This window comes from Actinomadura sp. NBRC 104412 (assembly GCF_030269515.1).
Lineage (GTDB): Bacteria > Actinomycetota > Actinomycetes > Streptosporangiales > Streptosporangiaceae > Spirillospora.
Window position 1 is genome coordinate 123,043 of the sequence record NZ_BSTM01000003.1, and the last position, 24,708, is coordinate 147,750.

The 24,708-nt window shown below is 73.1% G+C and carries 27 protein-coding genes, 1 tRNA gene and 1 riboswitch; of the genes, 22 read left to right on the forward strand and 6 right to left on the reverse strand.

Annotation, left to right across the window (positions count from 1 at the left end):
* The first annotated feature begins 4 nt into the window (after window positions 1–4).
* On the forward strand, window positions 5–1,198 hold the full coding sequence (metK, locus tag QSK21_RS05015) for a methionine adenosyltransferase (RefSeq protein WP_285694029.1): 1,194 nt from the start codon (window positions 5–7) through the stop codon (window positions 1,196–1,198).
* 55 nt (window positions 1,199–1,253) lie between these two features.
* On the opposite strand, the gene QSK21_RS05020 is transcribed toward metK, so the two are convergent.
* Window positions 1,254–1,329: transfer RNA gene (locus QSK21_RS05020), tRNA-Trp, on the reverse strand.
* A 76-nt stretch (window positions 1,330–1,405) separates the two neighbouring features.
* Between QSK21_RS05020 and QSK21_RS05025 the strand changes: the two genes are divergently transcribed.
* From QSK21_RS05025 to QSK21_RS05075, 11 genes are all read left to right on the forward strand, one after another.
* Window positions 1,406–3,559, forward strand: coding sequence for a primosomal protein N' (locus QSK21_RS05025; RefSeq protein WP_502871504.1), 2,154 nt, complete (start codon window positions 1,406–1,408; stop codon window positions 3,557–3,559).
* Window positions 3,560–3,590: 31 nt separating this feature from the next.
* On the forward strand, window positions 3,591–5,426 hold the full coding sequence (locus QSK21_RS05030; protein WP_285694030.1) for a hypothetical protein: 1,836 nt from the start codon (window positions 3,591–3,593) through the stop codon (window positions 5,424–5,426).
* A gap of 67 nt (window positions 5,427–5,493) precedes the next feature.
* A complete protein-coding gene (gene def, locus QSK21_RS05035; protein ID WP_285694032.1) occupies window positions 5,494–6,039 on the forward strand; it encodes a peptide deformylase in 546 nt (181 codons plus the stop codon).
* Window positions 6,040–6,044: 5 nt separating this feature from the next.
* Complete coding sequence (fmt, locus tag QSK21_RS05040; RefSeq protein WP_285694033.1) at window positions 6,045–6,989, forward strand: methionyl-tRNA formyltransferase; 945 nt, start codon at window positions 6,045–6,047, stop codon at window positions 6,987–6,989.
* Window positions 6,989–8,431, forward strand: coding sequence for an RsmB/NOP family class I SAM-dependent RNA methyltransferase (locus QSK21_RS05045; protein WP_285694034.1), 1,443 nt, complete (start codon window positions 6,989–6,991; stop codon window positions 8,429–8,431). The genes fmt and QSK21_RS05045 overlap by 1 nt, the downstream gene beginning before the upstream one ends.
* A gap of 112 nt (window positions 8,432–8,543) precedes the next feature.
* A complete protein-coding gene (locus QSK21_RS05050) occupies window positions 8,544–9,545 on the forward strand; it encodes a phosphatase PAP2 family protein (protein ID WP_285694035.1) in 1,002 nt (333 codons plus the stop codon).
* A gap of 13 nt (window positions 9,546–9,558) precedes the next feature.
* Window positions 9,559–10,221, forward strand: a complete 663-nt coding sequence (rpe, locus tag QSK21_RS05055; RefSeq protein WP_285694036.1) for a ribulose-phosphate 3-epimerase — start codon at window positions 9,559–9,561, stop codon at window positions 10,219–10,221.
* A complete protein-coding gene (locus tag QSK21_RS05060; protein WP_285694037.1) occupies window positions 10,218–10,874 on the forward strand; it encodes an HAD-IA family hydrolase in 657 nt (218 codons plus the stop codon). Before rpe ends, QSK21_RS05060 begins: the two co-directional genes overlap by 4 nt.
* 106 nt (window positions 10,875–10,980) lie before the next feature.
* A complete protein-coding gene (locus tag QSK21_RS05065) occupies window positions 10,981–11,928 on the forward strand; it encodes an aliphatic sulfonate ABC transporter substrate-binding protein (protein ID WP_285694038.1) in 948 nt (315 codons plus the stop codon).
* Complete coding sequence (locus QSK21_RS05070; protein ID WP_285694039.1) at window positions 11,925–12,683, forward strand: ABC transporter permease; 759 nt, start codon at window positions 11,925–11,927, stop codon at window positions 12,681–12,683. The genes QSK21_RS05065 and QSK21_RS05070 overlap by 4 nt, the downstream gene beginning before the upstream one ends.
* Window positions 12,656–13,411, forward strand: coding sequence for an ABC transporter ATP-binding protein (locus tag QSK21_RS05075; protein WP_285694040.1), 756 nt, complete (start codon window positions 12,656–12,658; stop codon window positions 13,409–13,411). Before QSK21_RS05070 ends, QSK21_RS05075 begins: the two co-directional genes overlap by 28 nt.
* On the opposite strand, the gene QSK21_RS05080 is transcribed toward QSK21_RS05075, so the two are convergent.
* On the reverse strand, window positions 13,408–13,848 hold the full coding sequence (locus tag QSK21_RS05080) for a MarR family winged helix-turn-helix transcriptional regulator (RefSeq protein WP_285694041.1): 441 nt from the start codon (window positions 13,846–13,848) through the stop codon (window positions 13,408–13,410). The two genes, QSK21_RS05075 and QSK21_RS05080, sit on opposite strands and share 4 nt — an antisense overlap.
* 99 nt (window positions 13,849–13,947) lie before the next feature.
* On the opposite strand from QSK21_RS05080, the gene QSK21_RS05085 reads away from it, so the two are divergent.
* Complete coding sequence (locus tag QSK21_RS05085) at window positions 13,948–14,409, forward strand: DUF6069 family protein (RefSeq protein ID WP_285694042.1); 462 nt, start codon at window positions 13,948–13,950, stop codon at window positions 14,407–14,409.
* A gap of 4 nt (window positions 14,410–14,413) precedes the next feature.
* Here QSK21_RS05085 and QSK21_RS05090 read toward each other — a convergent pair whose 3' ends face one another.
* Window positions 14,414–14,821: a DoxX family protein gene (locus tag QSK21_RS05090; RefSeq protein ID WP_285694043.1), complete on the reverse strand. Its 408-nt coding sequence runs from the start codon at window positions 14,819–14,821 to the stop codon at window positions 14,414–14,416.
* Window positions 14,822–15,029: 208 nt separating this feature from the next.
* Window positions 15,030–15,158: riboswitch (FMN riboswitch) on the forward strand.
* Between the two features lie 74 nt (window positions 15,159–15,232).
* On the opposite strand from QSK21_RS05090, the gene QSK21_RS05095 reads away from it, so the two are divergent.
* The 7 genes from QSK21_RS05095 (at window position 15,233) to QSK21_RS05125 (ending at window position 19,847) form a co-directional block, all read left to right on the forward strand.
* Window positions 15,233–15,847: a riboflavin synthase gene (locus tag QSK21_RS05095; RefSeq protein ID WP_285694044.1), complete on the forward strand. Its 615-nt coding sequence runs from the start codon at window positions 15,233–15,235 to the stop codon at window positions 15,845–15,847.
* Window positions 15,844–16,494: a nicotinamide mononucleotide transporter family protein gene (locus QSK21_RS05100; protein WP_285694045.1), complete on the forward strand. Its 651-nt coding sequence runs from the start codon at window positions 15,844–15,846 to the stop codon at window positions 16,492–16,494. The genes QSK21_RS05095 and QSK21_RS05100 overlap by 4 nt, the downstream gene beginning before the upstream one ends.
* Window positions 16,491–17,729, forward strand: coding sequence for a bifunctional 3,4-dihydroxy-2-butanone-4-phosphate synthase/GTP cyclohydrolase II (locus QSK21_RS05105; RefSeq protein ID WP_285694046.1), 1,239 nt, complete (start codon window positions 16,491–16,493; stop codon window positions 17,727–17,729). Before QSK21_RS05100 ends, QSK21_RS05105 begins: the two co-directional genes overlap by 4 nt.
* Window positions 17,726–18,226: a 6,7-dimethyl-8-ribityllumazine synthase gene (ribH, locus tag QSK21_RS05110; protein WP_285694048.1), complete on the forward strand. Its 501-nt coding sequence runs from the start codon at window positions 17,726–17,728 to the stop codon at window positions 18,224–18,226. Before QSK21_RS05105 ends, ribH begins: the two co-directional genes overlap by 4 nt.
* Before the next feature lie 71 nt (window positions 18,227–18,297).
* Complete coding sequence (locus tag QSK21_RS05115) at window positions 18,298–18,462, forward strand: hypothetical protein (protein WP_285694049.1); 165 nt, start codon at window positions 18,298–18,300, stop codon at window positions 18,460–18,462.
* 49 nt (window positions 18,463–18,511) lie between these two features.
* Entirely contained in the window at window positions 18,512–19,387 is an 876-nt protein-coding gene (gene hisG, locus QSK21_RS05120) for an ATP phosphoribosyltransferase (RefSeq protein WP_285694050.1), read from the forward strand.
* Between the two features lie 13 nt (window positions 19,388–19,400).
* Window positions 19,401–19,847, forward strand: coding sequence for a PH domain-containing protein (locus QSK21_RS05125; protein WP_285694051.1), 447 nt, complete (start codon window positions 19,401–19,403; stop codon window positions 19,845–19,847).
* Here the strand turns inward: QSK21_RS05125 and QSK21_RS05130 are convergent.
* Complete coding sequence (locus QSK21_RS05130) at window positions 19,844–21,166, reverse strand: CoA transferase (RefSeq protein ID WP_285694052.1); 1,323 nt, start codon at window positions 21,164–21,166, stop codon at window positions 19,844–19,846. The genes QSK21_RS05125 and QSK21_RS05130 overlap by 4 nt on opposite strands.
* A 91-nt stretch (window positions 21,167–21,257) precedes the next feature.
* On the opposite strand from QSK21_RS05130, the gene QSK21_RS05135 reads away from it, so the two are divergent.
* Together QSK21_RS05135 and QSK21_RS05140 are read left to right on the forward strand one after the other, a co-directional pair.
* Window positions 21,258–21,863, forward strand: coding sequence for a Uma2 family endonuclease (locus QSK21_RS05135; protein WP_502871505.1), 606 nt, complete (start codon window positions 21,258–21,260; stop codon window positions 21,861–21,863).
* An 87-nt stretch (window positions 21,864–21,950) separates the two neighbouring features.
* A complete protein-coding gene (locus QSK21_RS05140) occupies window positions 21,951–22,586 on the forward strand; it encodes a phospholipase domain-containing protein (protein ID WP_285694054.1) in 636 nt (211 codons plus the stop codon).
* Here the strand turns inward: QSK21_RS05140 and QSK21_RS05145 are convergent.
* The gene (locus tag QSK21_RS05145) at window positions 22,583–23,227 is read right to left on the reverse strand and encodes a hypothetical protein (protein WP_285694055.1); all 645 of its coding nucleotides are present in this window, start codon (window positions 23,225–23,227) and stop codon (window positions 22,583–22,585) included. The two genes, QSK21_RS05140 and QSK21_RS05145, sit on opposite strands and share 4 nt — an antisense overlap.
* A complete protein-coding gene (locus tag QSK21_RS05150) occupies window positions 23,224–24,666 on the reverse strand; it encodes a selenium-binding protein SBP56-related protein (RefSeq protein WP_285694057.1) in 1,443 nt (480 codons plus the stop codon). Before QSK21_RS05150 ends, QSK21_RS05145 begins: the two co-directional genes overlap by 4 nt.
* Between the last annotated feature and the right edge of the window lie 42 nt (window positions 24,667–24,708).

The following is a 24,708-nucleotide window of genomic DNA, read 5'->3' on the forward strand; positions in this document are numbered from 1 at the left end:
GTACGTGTCTCGCCGCCTGTTCACCTCCGAGTCCGTCACCGAGGGACACCCGGACAAGATCGCGGACCAGATCAGCGACGCCATCCTCGACGCGATGATCAAGGACGACCCGGGCAGCCGGGTCGCCGTCGAGACCCTGATCACCACCGGCCAGGTGCACGTGGCCGGCGAGGTGACCACCGAGACCTACGTGGACATCCCCGGGGTGATCCGCGACAAGATCCTGGAGATCGGCTACGACTCGTCCAAGAAGGGCTTCGACGGCCACTCCTGCGGCGTGTCGGTGTCCATCGGCGCGCAGTCGCCCGACATCGCGCAGGGCGTGGACGACGCCTACGAGGCCCGTGAGGGCGAGGGCACCGACGAGCTGGACCGCCAGGGCGCCGGCGACCAGGGCCTGATGTTCGGCTACGCCACCCGCGAGACCCCCGAGCTGATGCCGCTGCCGATCACGCTGGCGCACAAGCTGGCGCAGCGGCTGTCGGCGGTGCGCAAGAGCGGCCTGGTGCCCTACCTGCGTCCCGACGGGAAGACCCAGGTGACCATCGAGTACGACGGCGACCGCGCGGTGCGCCTGGACACCGTCGTGGTGTCCTCGCAGCACGCCCCCGACATCGACCTCAAGGAACTGCTGACCCCCGACATCAAGGAGCACGTGGTCGACCCGGTGCTGGCCGAGTTCGACCTGGACGCCGACGGCTACCGGCTGCTGGTCAACCCCACCGGGCGGTTCGAGATCGGCGGGCCGATGGGCGACGCGGGCCTGACCGGACGCAAGATCATCGTGGACACCTACGGCGGCATGGCCCGGCACGGCGGCGGCGCCTTCTCCGGCAAGGACCCGTCCAAGGTCGACCGTTCCGCCGCGTACGCGATGCGCTGGGTGGCCAAGACCATCGTGGCCGCCGAGCTGGCCGACCGCGCCGAGGTGCAGGTCGCCTACGCGATCGGCAAGGCGCACCCGGTCGGGGTCTTCGTGGAGACCTTCGGCACCGAGAAGGTGCCGGCCGAGAAGATCCAGCAGGCCGTCCTGGACGTCTTCGACCTGCGTCCCGCCGCGATCGTCCGCGACCTGGACCTGCTCCGCCCGATCTACTCCCAGACCGCCGCGTACGGCCACTTCGGCCGTCCCGAGCCGGACTTCTCCTGGGAGCGCACCGACCGCGCCGCCGACCTGGCGAAGGCCGCCGGCCTCTGACCGGACCGGCGAAGGCCCCGGAGACGCGTCTCCGGGGCCTTCGCGTGCGCACGGGGGCAGGCCAGCCGGAATCGAACCGGCGTCCTCCCGGATGTGGGTCCGGGCGCGACGACCTCTGCGCTACGACCTGCCGACCGGCACCCTATCCAATGGAGCCTCTCTTGAAGCCTTTCTGCGGTGTCGGGTGGGTCTGGTAGGACGGGGGACGTGACGTATGACGGCGGGCCAGGGAAGTCTGATCCCGGCCCCGGGGTGATCCCGGGGCTGGGGGACGTGCCCAGGGTGCCCGCCGGCGGGTCCGGGACCTCTCCCAAGAAGGGCGCGGGAAAGAAGAAGGGGGCCAAGGAGCCCGCCGCGCGGTTGCCGGTCGCCCGGGTCGCCGTGGACGTGTCGCTCGCGCACCTTGACCGGCCCTTCGACTACCACGTGCCGGCGGCGATGGACGAGACGGTGGTGCCCGGGTGCCGGGTGCGGGTCCGGTTCGCGGGGCAGCTCGTGGACGGGTTCGTGCTCGATCGGGTGGCCGAGAGCGCGCATGAGGGGCGGTTGTCGTTCCTGGAGCGGGTCACCTCGTCCGAGCCCGTGCTGTCACCGGAGATCGCCGCGCTGGCCAGGGAGGTGGCCGACCGGTACGCGGGGACCTTCGCCGACGTGCTGCGGCTCGCCGTGCCGCCTCGCCACGCGCGGGTGGAGGCGGAGCCGGACGAAGGGCCGTGGTCACAGGAGCCGCCTGAGGTCGGGGGTCCCGGGCCTTGGGCGGCCTACCCTGCGGGCCGGTCGTTCCTCAGAGCGCTGGAGGAGGGCCGCGCGCCGCGCGCCGTGTGGACGGCGTTGCCCGGTCCCGAGTGGCCGGTGGCGATCGCGCGGGCGGTGGCGGCCACGCTCGCGGGCGGGCGGGGCGCGCTCGTGGTGGTGGCGGACGGACGGGACGTCGACCGCGTCGATGCGGCGCTGACCGAGGAGCTTGGGGGGAGCGGTCGCCGGCATGTCGCGCTCACGGCGGAGCTGGGCCCGGCCGAGCGCTACCGGCGGTGGCTCGCCGTACGCAGGGGCCGGGTGCGGGCGGTGGTGGGTACGCGGGCGGCCATGTTCGCCCCTGTCGCCGATCTGGGTCTGGTGGTGGTGTGGGACGACGGTGACGACGTCCACGCCGAGCCGCACGCCCCCTACCCGCACGCGCGTGAAGTGCTGGCGTTGCGCGCGCACAGGGCGGGAGCCGGGGCACTGATCGGGGGGTTCACGCGGACGACCGAGGCGACGCAGCTTGTGGAGTCGGGTTGGGCGCACACCCTGGCCGCCGAGCGCAATCGGGTGCGCCGCTCGATGCCGCGCGTGCGTCCGGTAGGGGACGACGCGGAGGTCGCCAGGGACAACGCGGCCCGCACCGCACGGCTCACTCACATCGGGTTCGAGACGGCGCGGCAGGCGTTGGAGAAAGGGCCTGTCCTGGTGCAGGTTCCGCGCCGCGGCTACCTGCCCGGCCTGGCCTGTGTACGGTGCCGCACCCCGGCCCGGTGTGAGGCATGCCAGGGGCCGCTCGCGCTGAGGTCGGCCCATGCCGCCCCGTACTGCCGGTGGTGCGGTCGTATCGCGGGTGACTGGGCCTGCCCCGAGTGCGGCCACCGCCACATGCGGGCGGTCGTCGTCGGTGCGCGCCGTACGGCCGAGGAACTGGGGCGCGCCTTCCCGGGGGTTCCGGTGCGCACGTCCGGTAAGGACGCGGTGCTCGACCGGGTGGGGGAGGCACCGGCTCTTGTGGTGTCCACTCCAGGGGCCGAGCCCGTCGCCGAGGGCGAGGGTTATGCGGCCGCGCTGCTCCTGGACGGGTGGGTGCTGCTGGGCCGGGCCGACCTGAGGGCGGGGGAGGAGACGCTGCGGCGCTGGATGAACGCCGCCGCGCTGCTGAGGCCGTCCGCGCCCCTGGTGGTCTCCGCCGACGGCGGGCTGCCGCCCGCGCAGGCGCTCCTCCGCTGGGACCCGATCACCTACGCCGAGCGCGAGCTGGCCGACCGCCGTCACGCCGGGTTCCCCCCGGCCGCCCGCATGGCGTCGCTGACCGGGACACCGGCGGCGATCAGGGACCTGCTCGCCCACGCCAGGCTCCCGGACGGCGCGGAGATCCTCGGCCCCGTCCCGCTGGCGGGAAGGGACGGCGCCGACCAGAGAGCGGGCAGGGAAGCGGGCAGGGAAGCGGACAGGGAGGCTGGCAGGGAGGTCGACAGGGAACGCGCGCTCGTCCGGGTGCCCAGGTCCGCCGGGCCGGCTCTGGGCAAGGCGCTCCAGGCGGCGCAGGGGATACGCAGCGCCCGCAAGGCGCCCGATCCTGTGCGGGTGCAGATCGACCCGCTCGAACTCATCTGAACCGCCACCGGCGAGCCACTAAGGTTCTCGGGTGGCCGAGAACTGGGTGGACGGCGTCGCCGACGAGCTGCGCCGCTGGGCGGACGCGCGGGACGCCGCGGAGGGCGGCCGGGGCGGGGAGGCCGTGGACGTGCGGGGGGTCGTGCTGCTGCTCGACCTGGCCCGCGAAGAGCTCGGCCTCGCGGACGCCGCGGACCTGACGCCGGATCTGCTGCGCCGGCTGATGCTGGAGGTCTTCCCCGGGTCCGTGGTCGCGGACGGCGAGGAGGCGCCCGAGGTCGTGCGGGCCGCCCGCTGCCTGCTCGCGTACCTGCGCGAGTCGGGCGCGGTCACCGCCGGGGCCGCCGACGCGCTGGAGGACGCGCTCGACCGGCTCGTCCCCGAGTTCGAGGAGGTCGTCGCGGCGGCGGACGGGGAGGAGCGGCGCGCCGCGGCCGAGCTGATCACCGGGATGATGATGGCCGACGGGGTGCCCGTGGACGACGAGGACGCGGTCGACCGGTGGGTGAGGGACTTCGAGGCGCTGCCCGAGGAGGAACGGTACGCGCGTACCGAGGAGTACCTGCGCGAGGCCGAGGAGCGGATCGTTCCGCCCGTCCGGCTGGCGCCCGAGGCCGAGGTGGCCGCGGCGGCGCGCGCGTCGGCGCTGACCGGGGAGGTCCGCGCGCTGGCGGCGTGGACGGACGGCGGGCGTCCCGTGGACGAGTTCGGAGATCTGGGCGCCGCTGACGCCGTCGCGGCGGCCGAGTCCCTCGGCCTGGCCACGCCCAGGCGTTCACCGGCGGTCGAGAGCCAGGCGGACCTGCCCGAGCTCGACCGGCTCTGGTGGGCCGCCGTGGACGCCGGGGTGATCGCCGAAGCCGGCGGCACGGCCACGCCGGGACCGAACCACGGCGTGCTGGACGGACCCGACGACGCGGCGATGCTGGACGTCTGGGTGCGCGTGTTCGACGGGGTGGCGGTGCCCGGCCACGACCCCGAGGACGGGCTGGACGCGGTGCGGCTCGTCCAGAACGAGCTGACCGGGGTGCTGCTCCACCTGTACGAGCAGGAGGCGCCCACGCCGCCGGAGGAGCTGGCGGAGCTGCTGGTCGGGCATGTCATGGAGGCGTACGAGGTCGGCGACGCCGCCGAGCTTGCCGGGGCGGTCGCGGCGGCACTGGCCCTGGAGATCGACGACCTGACCCGCTGGGGCGTGCTGGACGGCGCCGGTGAGGGCCACGTCCTCACCCCGCTCGGCGTGTGGGCCGTGCGGGAGCTGCTGCTGGCCGACGGCTTCGCCGCCCCGGTGGTGGGCGAGCTGGCGGACGCGCCCGCCGCCGCGCTGGTGTCCGGGCTCGCCTGGCACCGCCAGGACACCGCCGACGAGGAGATCACTGGCTGGCTGGAGGGACGGGACGCCGAGGCCGCCGCCCGCGAGCTGCTGGAGGTCATGCGCACCGGCGGTCCCGGCGCCCGCAACCTCGCCGCCGCCGTCCTGCAGCGCGTGGGGCCGGAGGCCGCCGGTGTCGTGCGCGAGGCGAGCGAGGAGCGTCCCGTCCGCCCCTACGCCGTGCTGTGGCTGGACCGGCTGGCCGAGGGCACGGACGGCGGCGGGCTCGGCCGCGACGACTACCTGTGGCTGTTCGTCGACACCGTCGCCGGGATGCTGGAGACCGCCGAGCCGCGCGACGCGGTCGCCGCCGCCGTGACCGACGCCCCGGCGGGCGCCGACCTGACCGGCATGGTGGAGGAGATGTGGCGCGCCGACCATCCGGGGGTGGTGGACGTGCTGGCGGCGCTCGGCGCCCACCATCCCGACCGGGCGATCGCGAAGGCCGCCCGCACCGCCGCGTACAAGGCGCGGTCGGTGCGATCACCTTCGTAGACTGGACCATCGATCCCGAGCGTTCCGGACCCGGTACCGGCGTCCCAGGCAGGAAACGGAGTCCTCGTTGGCCGTCAAGCCCATCCGCCTTTTCGGCGATCCCGTGCTGCGCACCCCGGCCGAGCCCGTCAAGGACTTCGACAAGGAACTGCGGCAGCTCGTCAAGGACCTCACCGACACGATGATCGACGCCCCGGGGGCGGGGCTCGCGGCGCCGCAGCTCGGCGTGGGGCTGCGGGTGTTCACCTACTACGTGGACGACCGGCTGGGGCACCTGGTCAACCCCACCCTGGACCTGTCGGAGGAGCAGGAGACCGACGACGAGGGCTGCCTGTCGCTGCCCGGACTGGCCTTCCCCACGCCCCGCGCCGTGCGGGCGGTGGCCAAGGGGTTCGACATGTACGGCGAGCCGGTGACGCTGGAGGGCACGGACCTGCTGGCCCGCTGCGTCCAGCACGAGACCGACCATCTGGACGGGATCATCTTCATCGACCGGATGGACCCCGAGCAGCGCAAGGCCGCGATGAAGGCGATCCGCGAGGCCGAGTGGTTCGGCGAGCCCGCGCCCGTGGTCAAGGAGTCCCCGCACCGCACCTTCGGAAAGGCCATCTGAGACCCGTGAAGCTGGTTTTCGCCGGTACGCCGGAGACGGCGCTCCCGTCGCTGGAGGCCCTGCTGGAGTCGCCGCGGCACGAGGTGGCCGCGGTGGTGACCCGCCCCGACGCGCCGTCGGGTCGGGGCCGCGGCCTGAGGGAGAGCCCGGTCGCGCGGCGCGCCGGGGAGGCCGGGATCGAGGTGCTCAAGCCGGTGAAGGCCGGTGACCCGGAGTTCCTCGACCGGCTGCGCGCCCTCGCGCCCGACTGCTGCCCGGTGGTGGCCTACGGGGCGCTGCTGCCGCGCGCGGCCCTGGACATCCCCCGGCACGGCTGGGTGAACCTGCACTTCTCGCTGCTGCCCGCGTGGCGCGGCGCCGCGCCCGTCCAGGCGGCGATCCTGCACGGCGACGACGTGACCGGCGCGGCCACCTTCCGGATCGAGGAGGGCCTCGACACCGGGCCGGTGTACGGGGTGCTGACCGAGCCGATCCGCCCGGACGACACCGCGGGGGACCTGCTGGGGCGGCTGGCCGTCGCGGGCGCCACGCTGCTGCGCGACACGATGGACGGGATCGAGGCCGGGGTGCTGGAGGCCCGCCCGCAGCCGGAGGAGGGCGTCTCGCACGCCCCCAAGATCACCACCGCGGACGCGCGGGTCGACTGGACCGCGCCCGCCCAGCGCGTCGACCGGCTGATCCGCGCCTGCACGCCCACGCCGGGCGCCTGGACGACGTTCCGCGGCGAACGGCTCAAGCTCGGGCCGGTCCGCCCGGCCGCGGGCGGCGGCGCGCTCGGCGGCGAGCCGCTGGGGCCGGGGCGGATCCGCGCCTCCAAGAAGGAGGTCCTGGTCGGCACCGGCACCCATCCCGTCGCGCTGGGCGAGGTGCAGCCGCAGGGCAGGCGGCGGATGTCCGCGCTGGACTGGACACGCGGCGCGGCCCTCACCGGTGAGGACGTCCTGGTCTGATGCCTCCCGCACGCAACCGCCGAGGCGGCCACGGGCGCCCCGGCCGCACCCGCAGGCCACCCGGGCCGCGCCGTACGGGACGTCCCGAGGACCTGGTGCGCCGCACCGCCTTCGACGTGATCCGCGCCGTGGAGACCCGCGACGCCTACGCCAACCTGCTGCTGCCGTCCCGGCTGCGCGACCGCGGGCTGACCGGCAGGGACGCCGCCCTGGCCACCGAGCTCACCTACGGCACGCTGCGCGGCCGCGGCACCTACGACGCCGTGCTGGCGCTGTGCAGCGACCGCGAGCTGCGCCGCATCGACCCGCCGCTGCTGGACGTGCTGCGTCTCGGCGCGCACCAGATCCTGGCCACCCGCATCCCGCCGCACGCCGCCGTCGGGACGGCCGTCGACCTGGCGCGCTCGGTGGCCGGTCCCGGGCAGGCCAAGTTCGCCAACGCGGTGCTGCGCAAGGTCGCCACCCGCGACCTGGACGGCTGGCTCGCGATCGTCGTCCCCGGCCACGGCGGCGAGACGGCCCGCCTCGCCGTCGCGCACAGCCACCCCGCGTGGATCGTCAGCGCGCTGCGCGACGCCCTGGGACCCGACCGCGGTGAGATCGAGGACCTGCTGGAGGCCGACAACCGGCGTCCCCGCGTCACCCTCGTGGCCCGCCCCGGCCGGGCGGCCGTCGCGGACCTGCTGGAGGCGGGCGCCGAGCCCGCGCCCTACTCGCCGTACGCGGCGGTGCTGCCCGAGGGCGACCCGGCGGCGATCGACGCGGTGCGGGACGGCCGCGCCGCCGTCCAGGACGAAGCGAGCCAGCTCGTGGCCCTGGCGCTGGCGGCCGTGCCCGTCGAGGGACGCGACGAGCGCTGGGCCGACCTGTGCGCGGGTCCCGGCGGGAAGGCGGGGCTGCTGTCGGGCCTGGCGGCCGAGCACGGCGCCCGGCTGCTGGCCGCCGACGTCCAGCCGCAGCGTGCCACGCTGGTGCGCCGCGCCGTCTACGACCGGGCGGGGGTGGTCGTCGCCGACGGCCGCGTCCCGGCCTGGCTGCCCGGCACGTTCGACCGGGTCCTGCTGGACGTGCCGTGCACCGGGCTGGGCGCGCTGCGCCGCCGCCCCGAGGCCCGCTGGCGGCGCGGCCCCGAGTCCGTGGCCGAGCTCGGCCCGTTGCAGCGCGACCTGCTGCGGCACGCCCTCGACGCGGTACGTCCCGGGGGAGTGGTGGCGTACGTGACGTGCTCGCCGCACATCGCCGAGACCCGGGTCGTGGTGGACGACGTGCTGCGCGGTCGCGAGGACGTCGAACGGCTCGGCTCGCCGGCCGTGCTCGCCGGGCTGGCGCCGGGGCTCACCGGCCTCGGGGACGGCCCCTACGCCCAGTTCTGGCCGCACCGGCACGGCACCGACGCGATGTTCCTCGCCCTGCTCAGGAAGGGTGACGCGCCGGACGGGTGAACGGCCGGGAACCTTTGCGTGTTGCGGAGACGTCGAGCCGGTAGCGCTCAGTAATCTCGATGGCGCTCGTGGGGCGCCGGGGGCGCCCGCCGGTCGACGCGTAGGGAGATCCGTGCTCACCGACACCATGCACGTCGTGTCGTTCTTCGGCAGCGCGGGCTTCTACGTGCCGGTCCTGGTGCTCGTCTACTGGTGCGTGGACCGCGGGCAGGGGGCGCGGGCGGCGGTGGCGCTGCTGCTGAGCGCCGCCGTGAACGTCACGCTGAAGCTGCTGTTCCACGACCCCCGCCCGTTCTGGACCGACCACTCGGTCACCGGGCACGAGCCCCACGACTCGTTCGGCATGCCCTCGGGGCACGCCCAGAACGCCCCTGTGTTCTGGGGGCTCCTCGCCGCGTGGACCCGCCGGGGCGCGCCGTGGGCCGCGGCCGCCGCGGTGGTCGCGCTGATCGGCGTGTCCAGGATCGTGCTCGGCGTCCACTCACCGGGGCAGGTCGTGGCCGGATGGCTGGTCGGCGCCGGTCTCCTGGGCGTCGTGCTGTGGGCCGAGCCGCGTGTCGTGCCGTGGTGGACGCGGCGTCCCCTCGTCCAGCAGCTCGGGCTGAGCCTGGCGACGGGGCTGGCGTTCGTCGCGGCCATGTGGGCCGCCATGCGGCCGCTGGACGGCTGGCGCTGGCCCGCCGGCTGGGCGCGCAGGATCGTCGAGGCGGGCGGCAGCCTGGAGCCGGTCTCGCTGGCCGAGGGCGCCGCCGCGGCGGGCGGGCTGTGCGGCCTGCTGGCGGGACTGTCCCTCGCGAACCGGCTGGTCGGGTACGAGCCGGGCGGCGCGGTGTGGCGGCGGCTGGCCCGGATCCCGGTGGGCGTGGCCGGGGGCCTGGTGATCTTCACGGCCGGGCTGTTCCTGGGCGACGATCCGGTGCCGGCGTTCATCGTCCAGGCCGTGCTCGGCGTGTGGGTGGCGGCGGGCGCCCCGGAGGCGTTCATCCGCCTGGGGCTCGCCGGGCGCACCCCCCGCGTGCTCACCCGGCCGGGTGAGGGACGTCCCGGCAGGGCGGCGAACCCGTTCGGGGGGTCTGGGGGACCTCCCCCGGGAGATACGGGCGTCCGGCAATAGACTCGGCCGCATCATGGCTCAGCAGATCTCACCCAGCATCCTGTCCGCCGACTTCGCACGGCTCGCCGACGACGTCGCCGCCATCGCCGACGACGCCGACTGGGTCCACGTCGACGTGATGGACAACCACTTCGTGCCGAACCTGACCATCGGGCTGCCGGTGGTGGAGGCGCTGCTCAAAACCAGCGCGCTGCCGCTGGACTGCCATCTGATGATCGAGGACCCGGACCGCTGGGCACCCCGGTACGCCGAGGTCGGCGCCGGGAGCGTGACCATCCACGCCGAGGCGGCCAAGGCGCCGATCCGCACGCTGCGCGCCATCCGCGCGGCCGGGGCCCGCGCCGGGCTGGGCATCAACCCCGCGACGCCGGTGGAGCCGTACGAGGATCTGCTGGGGGAGATCGACATGCTGCTGCTGATGACAGTGGAGCCGGGCTTCGGCGGGCAGAGGTTCCTGGACGTCGTCCTGCCCAAGGTCCGCCGCGCCCGCGCGCTGATCGGCGACCGCCCGGTCTGGTTGCAGGTGGACGGCGGTGTCAGCGCCGAGACCATCGAACGCTGCGCGGAGGCCGGCGCGGACGTGTTCGTCGCGGGCAGCGCCGTCTACGGGGCCGACGATCCCGCCGCGGCGGTCCGCGCGCTGCGCGCGCAGGCGGAGAAGGCCGCCGCCACGTGACCTCGCTGACCCTCCCGTGCCCCGCCGTCCTGTTCGACGTGGACGGCACCCTGATCGACTCCACGCTTCTGGTCGAACGGGCGGCACGGGTGTGGGCGGCCGAGTACGGCGTCGACGCCGACGCCTACCTCGCCGTCACCCATGGCCGCCGCACCGAGGACAGCGTCGCCGACTTCCTCCCGCCCGACCGCGTGCGCGAGGCCGCCGGACGGCTGGACGCCATCGAGGCCGACCACGTCTCCAGCGTCCGGCCGGCCCCGGGCGCCCGGGAACTGCTCTCCGCGATGAACGGCCTGCCGTGGGCCATGGTCACCTCCATGGACGCCGCCCAGCTCCAGGCCCGGTCGCGGGCCGCCGGGATCCCGCTGCCCGAGGTCGCGGTGACCGCGTCCGACGTGGAGGCGGGCAAGCCCGACCCGTCCGGCTACCTGCTGGCCGCGCGCCGCCTGGGCGCCGACCCGCGCCACTGCGTCGTCGTCGAGGACTCGCCCGCCGGAGTCCAGGCGGGCCGTGCCGCGGGCGCCACCGTCCTCGCCCTGACCACCAGCCATGACGCCGCCCGGCTCGCCGGCGCCGACCTGATCGTCCCCGACCTCACCGCCGTCACCGCCACCCGCGACGCCCTGCACGTCCTCACGCACCGCCGGCACTGACCCGGCCGCGCCGCCGGAGTGACATTCGCCGCGCCGGATCCCTAGTCAAACGGTCGGATTTGTCCTATATGCTGCTGCCGATCTCTGTTCGGCAAGGAGCGTGGACATGCGTCGAATCACGGCCGTACTGGCCGGTCTCTTGCTGGTGCTCGGCTGCGGCGGGCTCGCCGCGTGCGGGGGTGGCGAGGAGTCCGGGTCGTCCGGTGGGACGCTGCGCGTCGGCTACCAGAGGTTCGGCGGGCTCAGCCTGGTCAAGGCGCGGTCCGCCGCGTCCGGGACGACCTGGTCGCTGTTCGAGAGCGGCCCGGCGCTGACCGAGGCGCTGAAGGCGGGCTCCATCGACATCGGGCAGACCGGCGAGGCCCCGCCGATCTTCGCCGCCGCGGGCCGGATCGACTTCACGATCGTCGGGACCTCGGCGCCGGTGCCCAAGGGCGAGGCGGTGCTGGTCAAGGAGAGCAGGGGCTTCCGGTCGTTCAAGGACCTGCGCGGCCGGACCATCGGGCTCAACAAGGGCTCCAACGTGCACTGGCTGCTGGTCAGGCTGCTGGAGGCCAACGGTATGACGATGAACGACGTGAAGGTCAGGTACCTCAAGCCCGCCGAGGGGCGGCCCGCCTTCGACAACGACCAGATCGACGCGTGGATCATCTGGGACCCCTACTTCGCGCTGGCCGAGCGGCCCGGGGTGAAGATCCTCGCGGACGCGAGCGGGCTGGCCAACAACCGCGAGTACATCCTGGTCTCGCCCAAGGCGCTGAAGGAGAAGCCGAAGCAGATCGAGGCGTTCCTGAAGACCTACCGGCAGGTCACCGACTGGGGGATCGCCAACCCGGCCGAGCGCACCCGGATCCTGGCGCCGGAGCTGAAGATCCCCGCCGACGTCGCCGACCGGGCGCTGGCCCGCAGCGCGCAGCCGCTGGCCCCGGTCGACGCCTCGATCGGCGCCGAGCTGCAGAAGATCGCGGACGGGTTCACCGCGCTGGACCTCATCCCCGGCAAGGTGGACATCGCCGGACGGGTGGACGACCGGTACTCGGCGGTCTTCGAGTGAGCGCCCGGCTACGCCGCCTGACCACGCCGGTCGTGCTGCTGGTGCTCTGGGAGGGCGCGGCCCGCGCGGGCGTCCTCCCGCCGGACAAGCTGTCCGCTCCGAGCGCGGTGCTGGAGGCGGGCTGGCGGCTCTCCGCGGACGGCACGCTCGGCGGCTCCCTGCTCGACTCGCTGCGGCGCGCCGTGCTGGGCCTCGTGATCGGCGGCGCGCTGGCGCTGGTGCTGGGCGCGGTGGCCGGGCTGCTGCGCCTCGGCGACGACCTGGTCGACCCGCCCGTGCAGATGGCCAGGATGCTGCCGCATCTCGGGCTGGTGCCACTGCTGATCATCTGGCTGGGCATCGGGGAGTCGCTGAAGGTCACGCTGGTGGCGCTCGGCGCCTTCTTCCCGATCTACCTCAACACCTACGCCGGGATCCGCGGCATCGACGAGCGGCTGGTGGAGGCCGCCCGCACCTGCGGCCTGACCTGGCTGGAACGGGTCCGGCACGTGGTGCTGCCCGGCGCGCTGCCGTCCCTGTTCCTCGGGGTGCGGCTGGCGTTCGCGGCCGGCTGGCTCAGCCTGGTGGTCGGCGAGCAGGTGAACGGGGAGGGCGGTATCGGCTTCCTCATGATGGAGGCCCGCGAGTTCTCCCAGACGGAGGTCGTGGTGCTCGGCCTGCTGGTGTACGCGGTGCTCGGGCTGCTGTCCGATCTGGCCCTGCGGATGGGGGAGAGGAGGCTGCTGGCATGGCGGCGCGGTCTTCAGGCCTCGTAGTGGAGGCGGCGGGCGTCCGCCGGTCGTTCGGCGACACCGTCGTGCTGGACGGCGTCGACCTGACCATCGGCCACGGCGAGGTGGTGGCCCTTCTCGGCGCCAGCGGCTCGGGCAAGAGCACGCTCCTGCGCATCCTGGCCGGGCTGGACGACGAGGCGACGGGCACGGTGACGGTGCCCGAGTCCCGCGCCGTGGTGTTCCAGGAGCACCGCCTGCTGCCCTGGAAGCGCGTGGCCGACAACGTGGCCCTGGGCGTCCGCAGCAAGGACGCCGCGTCCCGTACCGCCTCGGCGCTCGCCGAGGTCGGCCTGGCCGACCGGGGCCGGGCGTGGCCCGCGGAGCTGTCGGGCGGCCAGTCGCAGCGGGTGGCGATCGCCCGCGCCCTCATCCGCGAGCCCGAACTGCTCCTCATGGACGAGCCGTTCGGCGCTCTGGACGCCCTCAACCGCCTGAAGATGCAGGCCCTGTTCGGGCGGCTGCGCGCCCTGCACGGCTTCGCGGCCCTCCTGGTGACCCACGACGTGGACGAGGCGATCCTGCTGGCCGACCGGCTCATGGTCCTGGACGGCGGGCACATCGTCGAGTCCATCGACGTCGACCTGGGCCGGTCGCGGGCGGTGGACACGCCGGGGTTCGCGACCCTGCGCCGCAAGCTGCTGACCCTGCTCCGCGTCCCGGCGGAGGGCGTGGCGTGGGACGCGGAGGAGCTTCGGGGCGCGCCGCGCTAGCGGCGTGGCGAGGGCGCGTCCACCAGGCGGGCCAGCAGGTCGCGGAGGACCTTCCGGTCGGCCTCCGGCAGGTCGAAGACCTTGGCCGCGACCCTGTCCACGTGCGCGTTCAGGGTGTCGCGCCTCCGCTCGCCCTCGGGTGTGAGGACGAGCTGCTTGACGCGCCGGTCGCGTGGGTCGGGGCGGCGCTCGACCAGGCCGCGCCTTTCCAGGCCGTCCACGATGCCGGTCACGTTGGACGCGTCGCATGCCAGCCTGTTGGCCAGTTCCCGCATGGGGACGGGTTCGCCAAGGGTGGACAGCGCCTGCGCCTGGACGGGCGGCAGGCCGAGGTCGGCGTGCGCTTCCTGGAGGCCGTCCCGGACGCGGGCGGCGATCCCGAACACCAGGTCCATTAGCTCCCGGCTCGTCGTGCCGGCTGCGGGAACGGCGCTCATCCTTCGATCATAGGCGGCGCTGGTGCGCGCGGAATGTTGAGGTCCTCAAGCATTGGCTTTAGACTGAGTCAATAGTTGAGGTCATCAACAATGGTCACTATGAAGGATAAGGAGGACGCGATGGTGTCGGGATCGCAGGACGTCCGCGAGGGCGCGGCCGGGGCCGGCGCCCGCCGCCTCGGCAGGGCGCTCGCCGCGGCCGCGGCGGTGCTCGCGGCGGTGCTGGTGTGGCTGGTCGCCCGCACGGTGTTCGACCAGGACCTGGTCGTGCGGCAGCCGGGACGGGAGGCGACGGAGGTCGACATCGGCCCGGTGCTGGTCTTCGCGGTCGTGCCCTCGCTGGCGGGCTGGGCGCTCCTCGCCGTGCTGGAGCGGTTCGCCGCCGCCCGCGCCCGTGTCGTCTGGACGGTGGTCGCCGTGGCCGTCCTGCTGCTCTCGTTCGTGCCGATCCTCCAGGTGGAGGCGACGGGGGCGACGAAGGCCGCGCTGGCGCTCATGCACGTGGTGGTGGGGGCCGCTCTGATCCCCGGCTTCTGGCGGACGGCGCGCGGCCCCCGGTGACACCTCAGAAGAGCGGTCCCACGAGGTTCAGCCCTGGGTGCGAGTCCATGGCGTAGACCGCGAACAGGGCCAGGGCCGCTCCCGCGAGGGAGAGGTCCTTGGTGAACTGGATCTGCTCCATCTGCTTGGCCTGCTCGTCCCGCAGCGTCCAGAAGTTGTGCATGAGGAACGCCGTGGCCAGCAGGAACACGACCAGCATCAGGGCGGCGAGGTCGGGCCAGACGCCCAGGACGAGCAGGACGGAGGCCAGCAGGATCCAGACGCCGGACACCTGCACCGCCAGCGTGGGTCGCGGGATCTTCTTGCTCGCCGCGAACCCGCTCATCGCCTGCGTGGCGGTCAGGTGTCCGAGCCCGCCCAACAGGAAGGCGGTGGTGAAGAGGATGCGCCCGATCAGAACGACGACGTCCATGAGCACCTCCGGGGGGATCGAGTGTCAAGGCGCCTTCAGGCGATCGTTTCCTACCCCTCCCAGAGATCATTGAACATTGAATGATTGGCCACAAGGACTACCAAGCGGTCGCTTGGTTGTCTATGCTGGCGGGACAGGGTGCTTGATCGTGGCATTCGTCACATGCGGTGGGGAATGCACGGCATGGCACACTGGTTGGCAGCAGTGAACGCGTGCTCCGGGGTCGGTGGAACTCCGAACCGGCGGTGACAGTCCGCGACCCGGCCGACGCCATCGGCCGGTTGACCCGGTGGAACTCCGGGACCGACGGTGAAAGTCCGGATGGGAGGCAGCGCGCCGTACGCCCCTGCTCGGGGCGCCGTTCGACCGTGACATCCCCGGAGCCCTCTTATCGGACATTGGAGGCCCGGGATGTTCACCGGCATCGTCGAAGAGCTCGGCGAGATCGTGGCGATCGAATCCGCCGGCGATTCGGCGCGGCTCACCGTCCGCGGGCCGTTGGTGACCCAGGACGCCGTCCACGGCGCGTCCATCGCCGTCAACGGCGTCTGCCTCACCGTGGTCGAGGTGAAGGACGGCACCTTCACCGCGGACGTCATCAAGGAGACCCTCGCCAAGTCCAGCCTCGGCGCCCTCGAACCCGGGTCGCGGGTCAACCTGGAGCGTCCCGTGCGCCTCCAGGACCGGCTCGGCGGCCATCTCGTCCAGGGCCATGTGGACGGCGTCGGCACGATCCTGTCCCGCGAGCCGGGCGAACGCTGGGACGTGGTCACCATCTCCCTGCCCGCCGAGCTGAGCCGCTACCTGGTCGACAAGGGCTCCATCACGGTCGACGGGATCAGCCTCACCGTCGTCGAGGCCGGCGCCGACCGTTTCAGCGTCGCGCTCATCCCCACCACGCTCGCCCTCACCACCCTCGGCCACAAGACCACCGGCGACCCCGTCAACCTCGAGGTGGACGTCGTCGCCAAGTACGTCGAGCGCATGCTGGGCCCCCGCGCCGGGCGGCAGGGTGACCCTTCATGAGCCTGCTGGACGCGAGCGTCGAGCTCTTCGGCGAGCACATCCTGTGGACCGATCTCATCGGCAACGTGCTCTCCCTGGCCGTGGTCTGGCTGGCCATGCGCAAGACCCTGTGGACCTGGCCCGTGCAGATGACCGGCGCCTTCCTCCTGCTGGCCGCCTCGCTGCACGCCGACGCGCCCGGCAACGCGCTCAAGCAGGTGCTGTTCATCGGCCTGGCCGTGCTCGGCTGGTGGAGCTGGGCGCGCGGCCGCCGCGGGGAGCACGGGCGCCTGGCGGTCCGTCCCGCGACCGCCTGCGAGCGCGTGGTGCTGCTGGCCGCGCTGGTGCTGGGCACCGCGCTGGTCGCGCAACTGTTCCTCCACCTCGACTGGCTGCGGATCGCCTGGTCGCCGTGGGCGAACGCCTCCATCTTCGTCGGCAGCGCGGTGGCGACCTTCGCCCAGAGCCGCGCGCTGACCGACTTCTGGCTCATCTGGGTGCTGGTCGATCTGGTCGGCGTCCCGCTGGCACTGAAGTCGGGACTGTACGTCTCGGCCGCGGTGTACGGCGTCTTCTTCGTCATGGTGATGATCGGGTTCCGCGACTGGCACCGGGAGTCCCGGGCACGGATCGAGCGGAGCCCCCGGCGTGAGGCGGTGCGCGCATGAGCGGTACGGACGAGCAGATCGGGACCGGGATCTTCGACCCGGTCGAGGAGGCGGTGGCCGACATCGCGGCCGGTCGCCCGGTCGTGGTGGTGGACGACGAGGACCGCGAGAACGAGGGCGACATCATCTTCGCCGCGGCGAAGGCGACGCCCGAACTGCTGACCTTCACCATCCGCTACACCAGCGGGGTGATCTGCGTCCCCATGCTGGGCGAGGACCTGGACCGCCTCCAGATCCCGCTGATGACCGCGCAGAACACCGAGCGGATGCGCACCGCCTACACCGTGAGCGTGGACGCCCGCGACGGCGTCACCACGGGCATCTCGGCGGCCGACCGGGCCAGGACGATCCGGACGCTGTGCGACTCGGCGACCGAGCCGTACGAGCTGGTCCGTCCCGGGCACGTCTTCCCGCTGCGCTACCGCGAGGGCGGCGTGCTGCGCCGCCGCGGCCACACCGAGGCGGCGGTCGACCTGGCGCGGCTCGCGGGGCTCGCGCCCGCCGGGGTGCTGGCCGAGGTGGTCAACGACGACGGCACCATGGCCAGGCTGCCCGAGCTGCAGATCTTCGCCAAGGAGCACCGCCTCAAGCTGATCTCGATCGAGCAGCTCGTGGAGTACCGCAAGCGGACCGAGTCGCTGGTGGAACGGGTCGTGGAGACCCGCCTGCCGAACCGGTACGGGACGTGGCGCGCGGTCGGGTTCTCCAGCGCCATCGACGGCGGCGAGCATCTCGCGCTGGTGCTGGGCGACCTGGGCGACGGCACGGACGTCCTGGTCAGGGCGCACTCCGAATGCCTCACCGGCGACGTGCTGCACTCCGAGCGCTGCGACTGCGGCGCCCAGCTCGACGCCGCCATGGAGCGGATCGCCGCCGAGGGACGCGGCGTCATCCTGTACCTGCGGGGCCACGAGGGCCGCGGCATCGGCCTGCTGGCCAAGCTCCGGGCCTACGCCTTGCAGGACAACGGCTCCGACACCGTGGACGCCAACCTGGAGCTGGGCCTGCCCGCCGACGCCCGCGAGTACTCCAACGCCGCGCACATGCTCGCCGGGCTGGGCGTCCGGTCGGTGCGGGTGCTGACCAACAACCCGGCCAAGCTGAAGGGGCTGGACGGCTTCGGCATCGAGGTGCTGGGCCGGGAGGGCATGCCCGCCGCCGTCACCCCGCACAACCGGCGCTACCTGACGGTCAAGCGCGACCGTCTCGGACACCAGATCGAGGGGCTGTCATGAGCGGTACGGGACGTCCCGAGGACACCGTCGTGCGGGCGGAAGGGCTCACCCTCGGCATCGTCTGCACCCGGTGGCACCGGCACATCACCGACCAGCTTCTCAAGCGGGCGGTCGAGGCGGCCGAGGCGTGCGGCGTCCGGGAGCCGGTGGTCGCGCGGGTCGCGGGCGCGCTGGAACTGCCGGTCGTCGCGCAGGAGCTGGCCCGCCGGCTGGACGCGGTCGTCTGCCTGGGCGCGGTGATCCGCGGCGAGACCGCGCACTTCGACCACGTCTGCGACTCGGTCACCGCCGGGGTGACGCGGGTCGCTCTGGACGAGTCCACCCCGGTCGGCAACGGCGTCCTCACCTGCGACGACCAGGAGCAGGCCATCGCGCGCTCGGGGTTCCCCGACAGCAAGGAGGACAAGGGCTGGGAGTCGGTCGTGGCCGCCCTGGACACCGCGCTGACCCTGCGCCGGCTCAGGTCGTCCGGCGGCTCGTCCGGCGGGCGCGGCTGACGCGGCCGGGACGGCGCGGCACGCCGGGGAGGGGCGGGCGGCCGAAGCGTGACCCGGACCGCGTAGGATCGATGACCGGACGGCGCCGGCCCGGCGAGGCGGCCGGCGGGGGACGTACCACGGGATGGGAGGCGATGGTGGCCGCACACGAGCTCGGGCGCGCGATGGCACTGACCCTGCGAGGCCCGCGGCATCACGGCCACGCCGGGCACGGCGGGGAGCATCTGGGCTCCTGAGAACGCCCCCGGAATCCGCACGCATCCCACACCCACGAAAGGTTCTCTCGTGCTGTCTCTCGTCCTGCCCAAGGGGTCCCTGGAGAAGGCGACCATGCAGTTGTTCGACGCCGCCGACCTCACCGTGCGGCGCGCGTCCGACCGCGACTACCGCGCCCAGATCGACGACCCGCGGATCGACCGGGTCCGGGTGCTGCGCCCCCAGGAGATCCCCACCTATCTCGAACAGGGACTGTTCGACCTCGGCATCACCGGCCGCGACTGGATCACCGAGACCGAGGCCGACGTGGTGAGCCTCGGCGAGCTGGAGTACTCCAAGGCCACCAGCAACCCGGTCCGCGTGATCATGGCGGTGCCCGACGACGCGCCCTGGCAGAAGGTGACCGACCTGCCGGAGGGCGTCCGGATCTCCACCGAGTTCCCCGCCATGACCCGGCGGTACCTGGACCGGCACGGCGTCAAGGCCACGGTCGTCCCGTCCTACGGCGCGACCGAGGCCAAGGTCCCCGACATCGTGGACGCGATCGTCGACCTGACCGAGACCGGCTCCTCCCTGCGCAAGAACGGGCTGCGGATCCTCGACACCCTCCTGACCAGCTACACCGAGCTGGTCGCCAACCGGGAGTCCTACGAGGACGCCGAGAAGCGCGCCGCGATGGAGGACGTCGCGCTGCTCCTCCAGGGCGCGATCAAGGCACGCGGCAACGTCCTGCTGAAGCTGAACGTCGACGCCGCCGACCTGAAGGCCGTCCTGGACATCATGCCGGCCATGTCGTCCCCGACCGTCACCTCGCTGGCGGGCGGCGAGCAGCACGCGGTGGAGAGCGTGGTCGCCAAGCGCGGGGTCAACACGCTCATCCCGGCGTTGAAGGCGGCGGGCGCGCGGGACATCCTGGAGATCCCCATCTCCAAGATCGTTGATTGAGGTCTCCCGGCCCTTGACGGAACTCCCCGCGCTGCCGGTGGTCTGGCGCCCCCGCACCACCCGCGTCGTCGCGTACACGACGGCGGGCGTGATCGTGCTCGGCATGATCCTGCTCGCCGTCGTGGTGGCCCCCCGGTTCACCCTGGTCGACCGCGTCCTGATGGTCGTGTTCGGCCTGGCGCTGGCCTGGGTCCTGCACATGCTCGCGCGCTGCCGTGTGGTCGCCGACCGCGGCGGGGTCACCGTGGTCAACGCCTTCCGCAGCCGCCGCCTGGCATGGGCCGAGATCATCGATGTCACCATGACGACCGGTGAGCCCTGGCCCACCCTGGACCTGTCCGACGGCACGTCCATCGGCGCCATGGGCATCAACGGCGCCGAACGCGCCCGCGCCGCCCGGCAACTGGACGAGCTCCAGGCCCTCGTCCATCGGCACGGCGAAGCCCCGGACCCGTCCTAGGGCCAGCGGGGTTCGTCCGATCCCCAGATCGACGCCGGTCGCCTCCACGTGCGCGGGCCGCCCTCGAACCGGACCGCGGGCAGGGCGTAGCGGACGCCGCCGACCTCGTCCAGGTACGGGGCCGGGTCGAAGTCCGTGGCGGTCCCGTCCCCCGGGTGGGCGAGCAGCCAGGCGGCCGTCCGCGCCAGGGACAGCTCGATCCGGCACCCGCCCCCTTCGGTGAGCGCCCGCATCACCGCCGCCGCCAGGAGGTAGCCGGTCCCGTGATCGAGCGCCTGGACGGGCAGCACCCCCGGCCGCCCCTCGACGAAGGCGATCCCCGAGGCCGCCTGCACCAGGCTGTCGAACCCTCTCCGCCGCGCCCATGGCCCTTCCCCGCCCCAGGCCGACAGGGAGGCGACGACGAGACCGGGATACTCGTCGACCAGAGCCTCGGGCGCCAGCCCGTACCGGTCCAGCGCGCCGGGCCTGTAGCCGAGGACGACCACGTCCGTGTCCCGCAGCAGCTCCCGCAGCCGCGAACGGTCGACGGAGTCGTTGAAGTCCAGGAACGTGGACCGCTTCCCGGACCCGGTCACCACGTGGTACACGGGGAACTCGGCGTGCGCGGGCGAGTCGATCCTGAGCACCTCCGCGCCGAAGTACGCGAGCGTCCGGGTCCCCACGGGGCCCGCGATGACCCGTGTCAGGTCGAGCACGCGCACACCGTCCATGGGGAACGCCGCGGGCGCCGCCTCGCGTTGCCGTCCGCCCCGGCCTGTCGGGATGGACGTCACCAAGGGCCGGCCGGCCACGGCCGCCCCTTGGGGGTGCGCGTCCCACTGCTCGGCCGTCCGGGCCGCGACGGCGACGCCGCCCGCCGCGAAGACGGTCTCCTCGATCTCCTCCGCCCGGGTGTCCCGGATGATGGACTCCAGGGCGGGGACCGGATTGTTCAGCGACTCGACGCCGAGCGACTTGAACAGCCGCCTGCGATGGTGCCGGTAGTTGCCGTGCGTCCGCACCCATCCGTCCGCGGCCTTCCAGAACCGCGACAACGGCCCGAACGAGTTCTGGGGCATCCCGTCGATCCTCAGGTGCCGTTCACCCGCGAACGCCACCGCCACCGCCCGGCTGTCCAGCAGCACCCGCGGCAACGCGCCGCCACGCGCCCGCTCCAGTTCCGCGGCGGCGACCCCCGCAGCCCCGGCACAGGCCATCGCCATCCCGGTCACGTCCAGCCGAGACGGCAGCGTCGCCGCGGGTCCGCTGCGCTCGATCGTCCCGAGCAGGCCGGGCTCACCCCCGAGCGCCCTCCACGCCGCGTCCAGCAAGATCATCACCCCCGTCCACTTCTATCACTGAGCGGTCACCCGTCCGTTCAGGTGCGCTCACTGAGGGCAATGAGCTTAACTAGGAAGGGTGAGTGCGATGCCAGCGGAAAGTGACGACGCGACTACACGCTCGGTGCCAGAATGGTTGATCCCCCCGCCGGGCGGCTTCACCGCCGACGACTTCTTGAAGATGCGCGGCCTCCCCCGGCACACGGAGCTGATCGACGGGAGCCTGGTCTTCGTGAGCCCGCAGCGCAAGTGGCATGTCCGCATGATCGACATGCTCAAGCACGAGCTTGGGCGGCAGGCGCCCAAGACGCTGCGAGCGGATCGGGAGATGGCGGTCAAGCTGGCCCAACGGCAGGTGCCTGAGCCCGATGTCCTTGTCGTGACGGCGGAGGCGTATGCGCGGAAGGAACCGGCCACCCACTATTTCGCCGCCGACGTCTCGCTGGCGGTCGAGGTCGTCTCGCCCGATTCGATCGATCGCGACCGGGACACCAAGCCGCCCAAGTACGCCGCCGCGGGTATCCGGCACTTCTGGCGCGTGGAGGAGCAGGACGGGGCCCGGGCGGTGGTGCACGTCTACGAACGCGACGCCGAGACCGGAGGCTACGCGCTGACCGGCATCCATCACGACCGGCTCAAGGTCGCGGTGCCCTTCGACATCGACATCGATCTGACCGCGGTGGACGAGTACTGAGCTTCGGGTCGACGATCATCTGCCGGTCGGGTGGCGAACGTCCGGCCGTCAGGAGGGTGTAACCCCGGTTGGCTCATTCTCCTCGGCATGAGCCAAGGTATGTCACGTCGCAGGTTGCTCGCCTCCTCGGCCGGGGTCGCCGCCGGGGCGGCGGTCGTTTCGGTGTTGCCTCCTTCGGTGCATGCCGCGCTGGCGCGGCCGGTGCGGTTGCCGTACCAGCCGGAGGCGTCCGCGAAGCTCCACGGGCGCAGGCTACGGATCGACCTGCGCAACTCCGGGGACGCCAGCGTGCGCTTCGCGCTCTACCCGTACGGGGGCGAGCTGCCCAAGCCCCGCCGTTTCGACGTGGGCCGGAAGACCAAAGTCGACATCGCCCTGCCGCGCGACGCGTACGACCTGGTGCTGATCGGCCCGAACGGTTTCCGCCGCGAGTTCGCCGGGGCGGTGGGCGGCACGGCCGAGGTCGAGTCGGAGCCGCACGGCGACGACCTTCGGATCTCGTTGAACAACACCGGCAAGGACAGGCTGACGTTCACGTTTCGCGCCCTGGCCTACGGCGCACGGACGCGCGAGGTCACCTTTGCGAAGGGGCAGAGCCGTACCGTCCATTGGCACACCCGGCAGGGCTGGTACGACGTGGAGGTGACGGTGGCCGAGCAGGCGACCTTCCGGCGCCGCCTGATGGGGCACGTCGAGAACGGCAAGCCGAGCGTGACCGGCTAGGACGTGGCGGTGAGGAGCGTGACGGCGCCGGCGGTGATGAGGGCGGCGGCCCAGACGCGGTCCAGGTTGAACCAGGCCCGCCGCAGAACGGTCAGCCCGACGACCTCGTAGACCAGGACCGCGATCGTGCCCGCTGTGACGAACATGGCCAGGGTGTGGACGCCGGTGACGAAGACGCCCGCGGACAGGTCGCTCCCGGCGGAGGCGGCGAAGCGGTGGCCGTCGTGGTGGGCTCCGCCGGCGCCGGACGAGGTCAGGACGGGCAGCAGCATCAGCCCGGCGCCGTGGACGGACGACATGAGGAACGACCAGCCCGCCAACTGCCACAGGGAGACGCGCATGCCCACCCAGCGGAAGTGCCGCCGCGACAGCAGCCGGTAGAGGCCGAACCCGACGAGGACGACACCGCCCGCGATCGCCACGATCTGCGTGGCGACCACGGAACGGGTCAACGCGACCAGCACCGCCACGAGCCCGACCGAGGCCGCGTGGCCCGCGGCGATGGCGGGGAGGGACTGGAGGAGCAGCGCGCGGCTGCGTTCCTGCAATCCTCTCGCGACGGCGAACAGCCACCCCATGGCGGGGTTGAGGCCGTGGAAGGCCCCGAGAGCGACGAGGGCGGCGAGCGAGCCGTTGCTCACGGGTAGCAGTACGAGTCGGACGAGGCGTCCCCGCCCTGCAAACGGGTCTGGTGGGGGCGCAGTCCGCGGAACGCGTCCCCGTGCGGGAAGAACCGTTCGTCGAAGCCGAAGCCGAAGCCGTCGGCGCTGGAGTCGAGCTTGGCCATCCAGGCGCCGACGCCGTCGGGGTAGAACTGGTCGTCCCACGCCCCGTACAGGGAGTTGGTGACGTAGACGCGGCGGCCGTCGCGGCTCACCTCGACCATCTGCGGGCCGCCCGCCAGGGGCAGGTCGGGCGCGGCCGGGTGGGGGGTGCGGCCGACGATGCCGCCGATGCGGACCGAGCCCGCCTCCACGGGCTTGAACGGGTCGCTCACGTCGTAGCGCTTGAGCTCGCCGGTGCCCCAGCACGACACGTACAGCCACTTGTCGTCGACGGACAGGTCGATGTCGGTGACCAGCGGCGGCACCGCCCCGAACGGCTGGATGACGGGCGGCAGCGCGGCGGCGTCGGCGGGCTCGGCGGGAATGGTGATGACCTTCGTGGCGGCCCACGCGCCGCCGTCGCGATGCCAGAGCCAGACGGACGCCGACAGGTCCTCGACGCTGACCACCACGCCCGCGAAGCCGTACTGCCTGGTCGGGTCGTGCGCGGGGCGCAGCTCCAGCACCATCTGGTGCTCGTCGCCCAGATCGACCTCCTGGACGTGACGGCGCTTGCGCAGGTCCCAGAAGTGCAGCTTGTGGCCGTACTTGCGGCCCAGGAGCAGTTCGCCCACGACACCGTTCTCGACCATGGAGGGCGTCCCCCACTCGGAGGTGACCAGGACGTCGTGCGCGATGTGCCACCAGGCGTCATAGGCCAGGTGCTGCGGGCCCCGGTCCACCTCCCAGCGGCCCAGCACCTCGAAGGAGGTGTGGTCGAGCATCGCGATGCCGCCCGGACCGTCGTGTCCCACCTCGTCGTCCGGCCCCGGCGCACCGCCGCGTCCGTTCGCGCCGCCCAGGGCCGTCACGTAGAGCCCCTCGGGCCCGCAGTGGACGGTGTGGGGACGCGAGTACCCCGCGCGCTCGGCCAGTTCCTCCGGCTCGATCACCTTGACGATCTCCGGCGCGGTGGGCTTGTCCTTGGTGTCGATGACGTAGATCCGGGACGAGCGCAGCCCGGGGACGATGAGGTACCGGCGTTCGACGTGCGGGTGCGGCGCGTACGGGCACAGCGCGCTGGAGCAGGCGTTCCAGCCGAAGTGGTGGAGTTCGTCCCCGGTGTGGGGGAGCTCGGTCCAGCCGACCACGTCGCCGTAGGCGGCCGACCGCGGATCCACGTCGAGGACGGCGATGGCGTCGGGTTTCTCGGCCGCCCTGTCGAAGGCGGCGACATAGGCGAGCTTTTCCGGCGGTGCTCCCACCGCGTCACGAGGGGAGGCGTAAAAGGACGGGTCGGGCTTCCACAGGGCCATGGCTCCTCCTGCTGTCATTGGGCATCGTCACGCCGCGCCCCG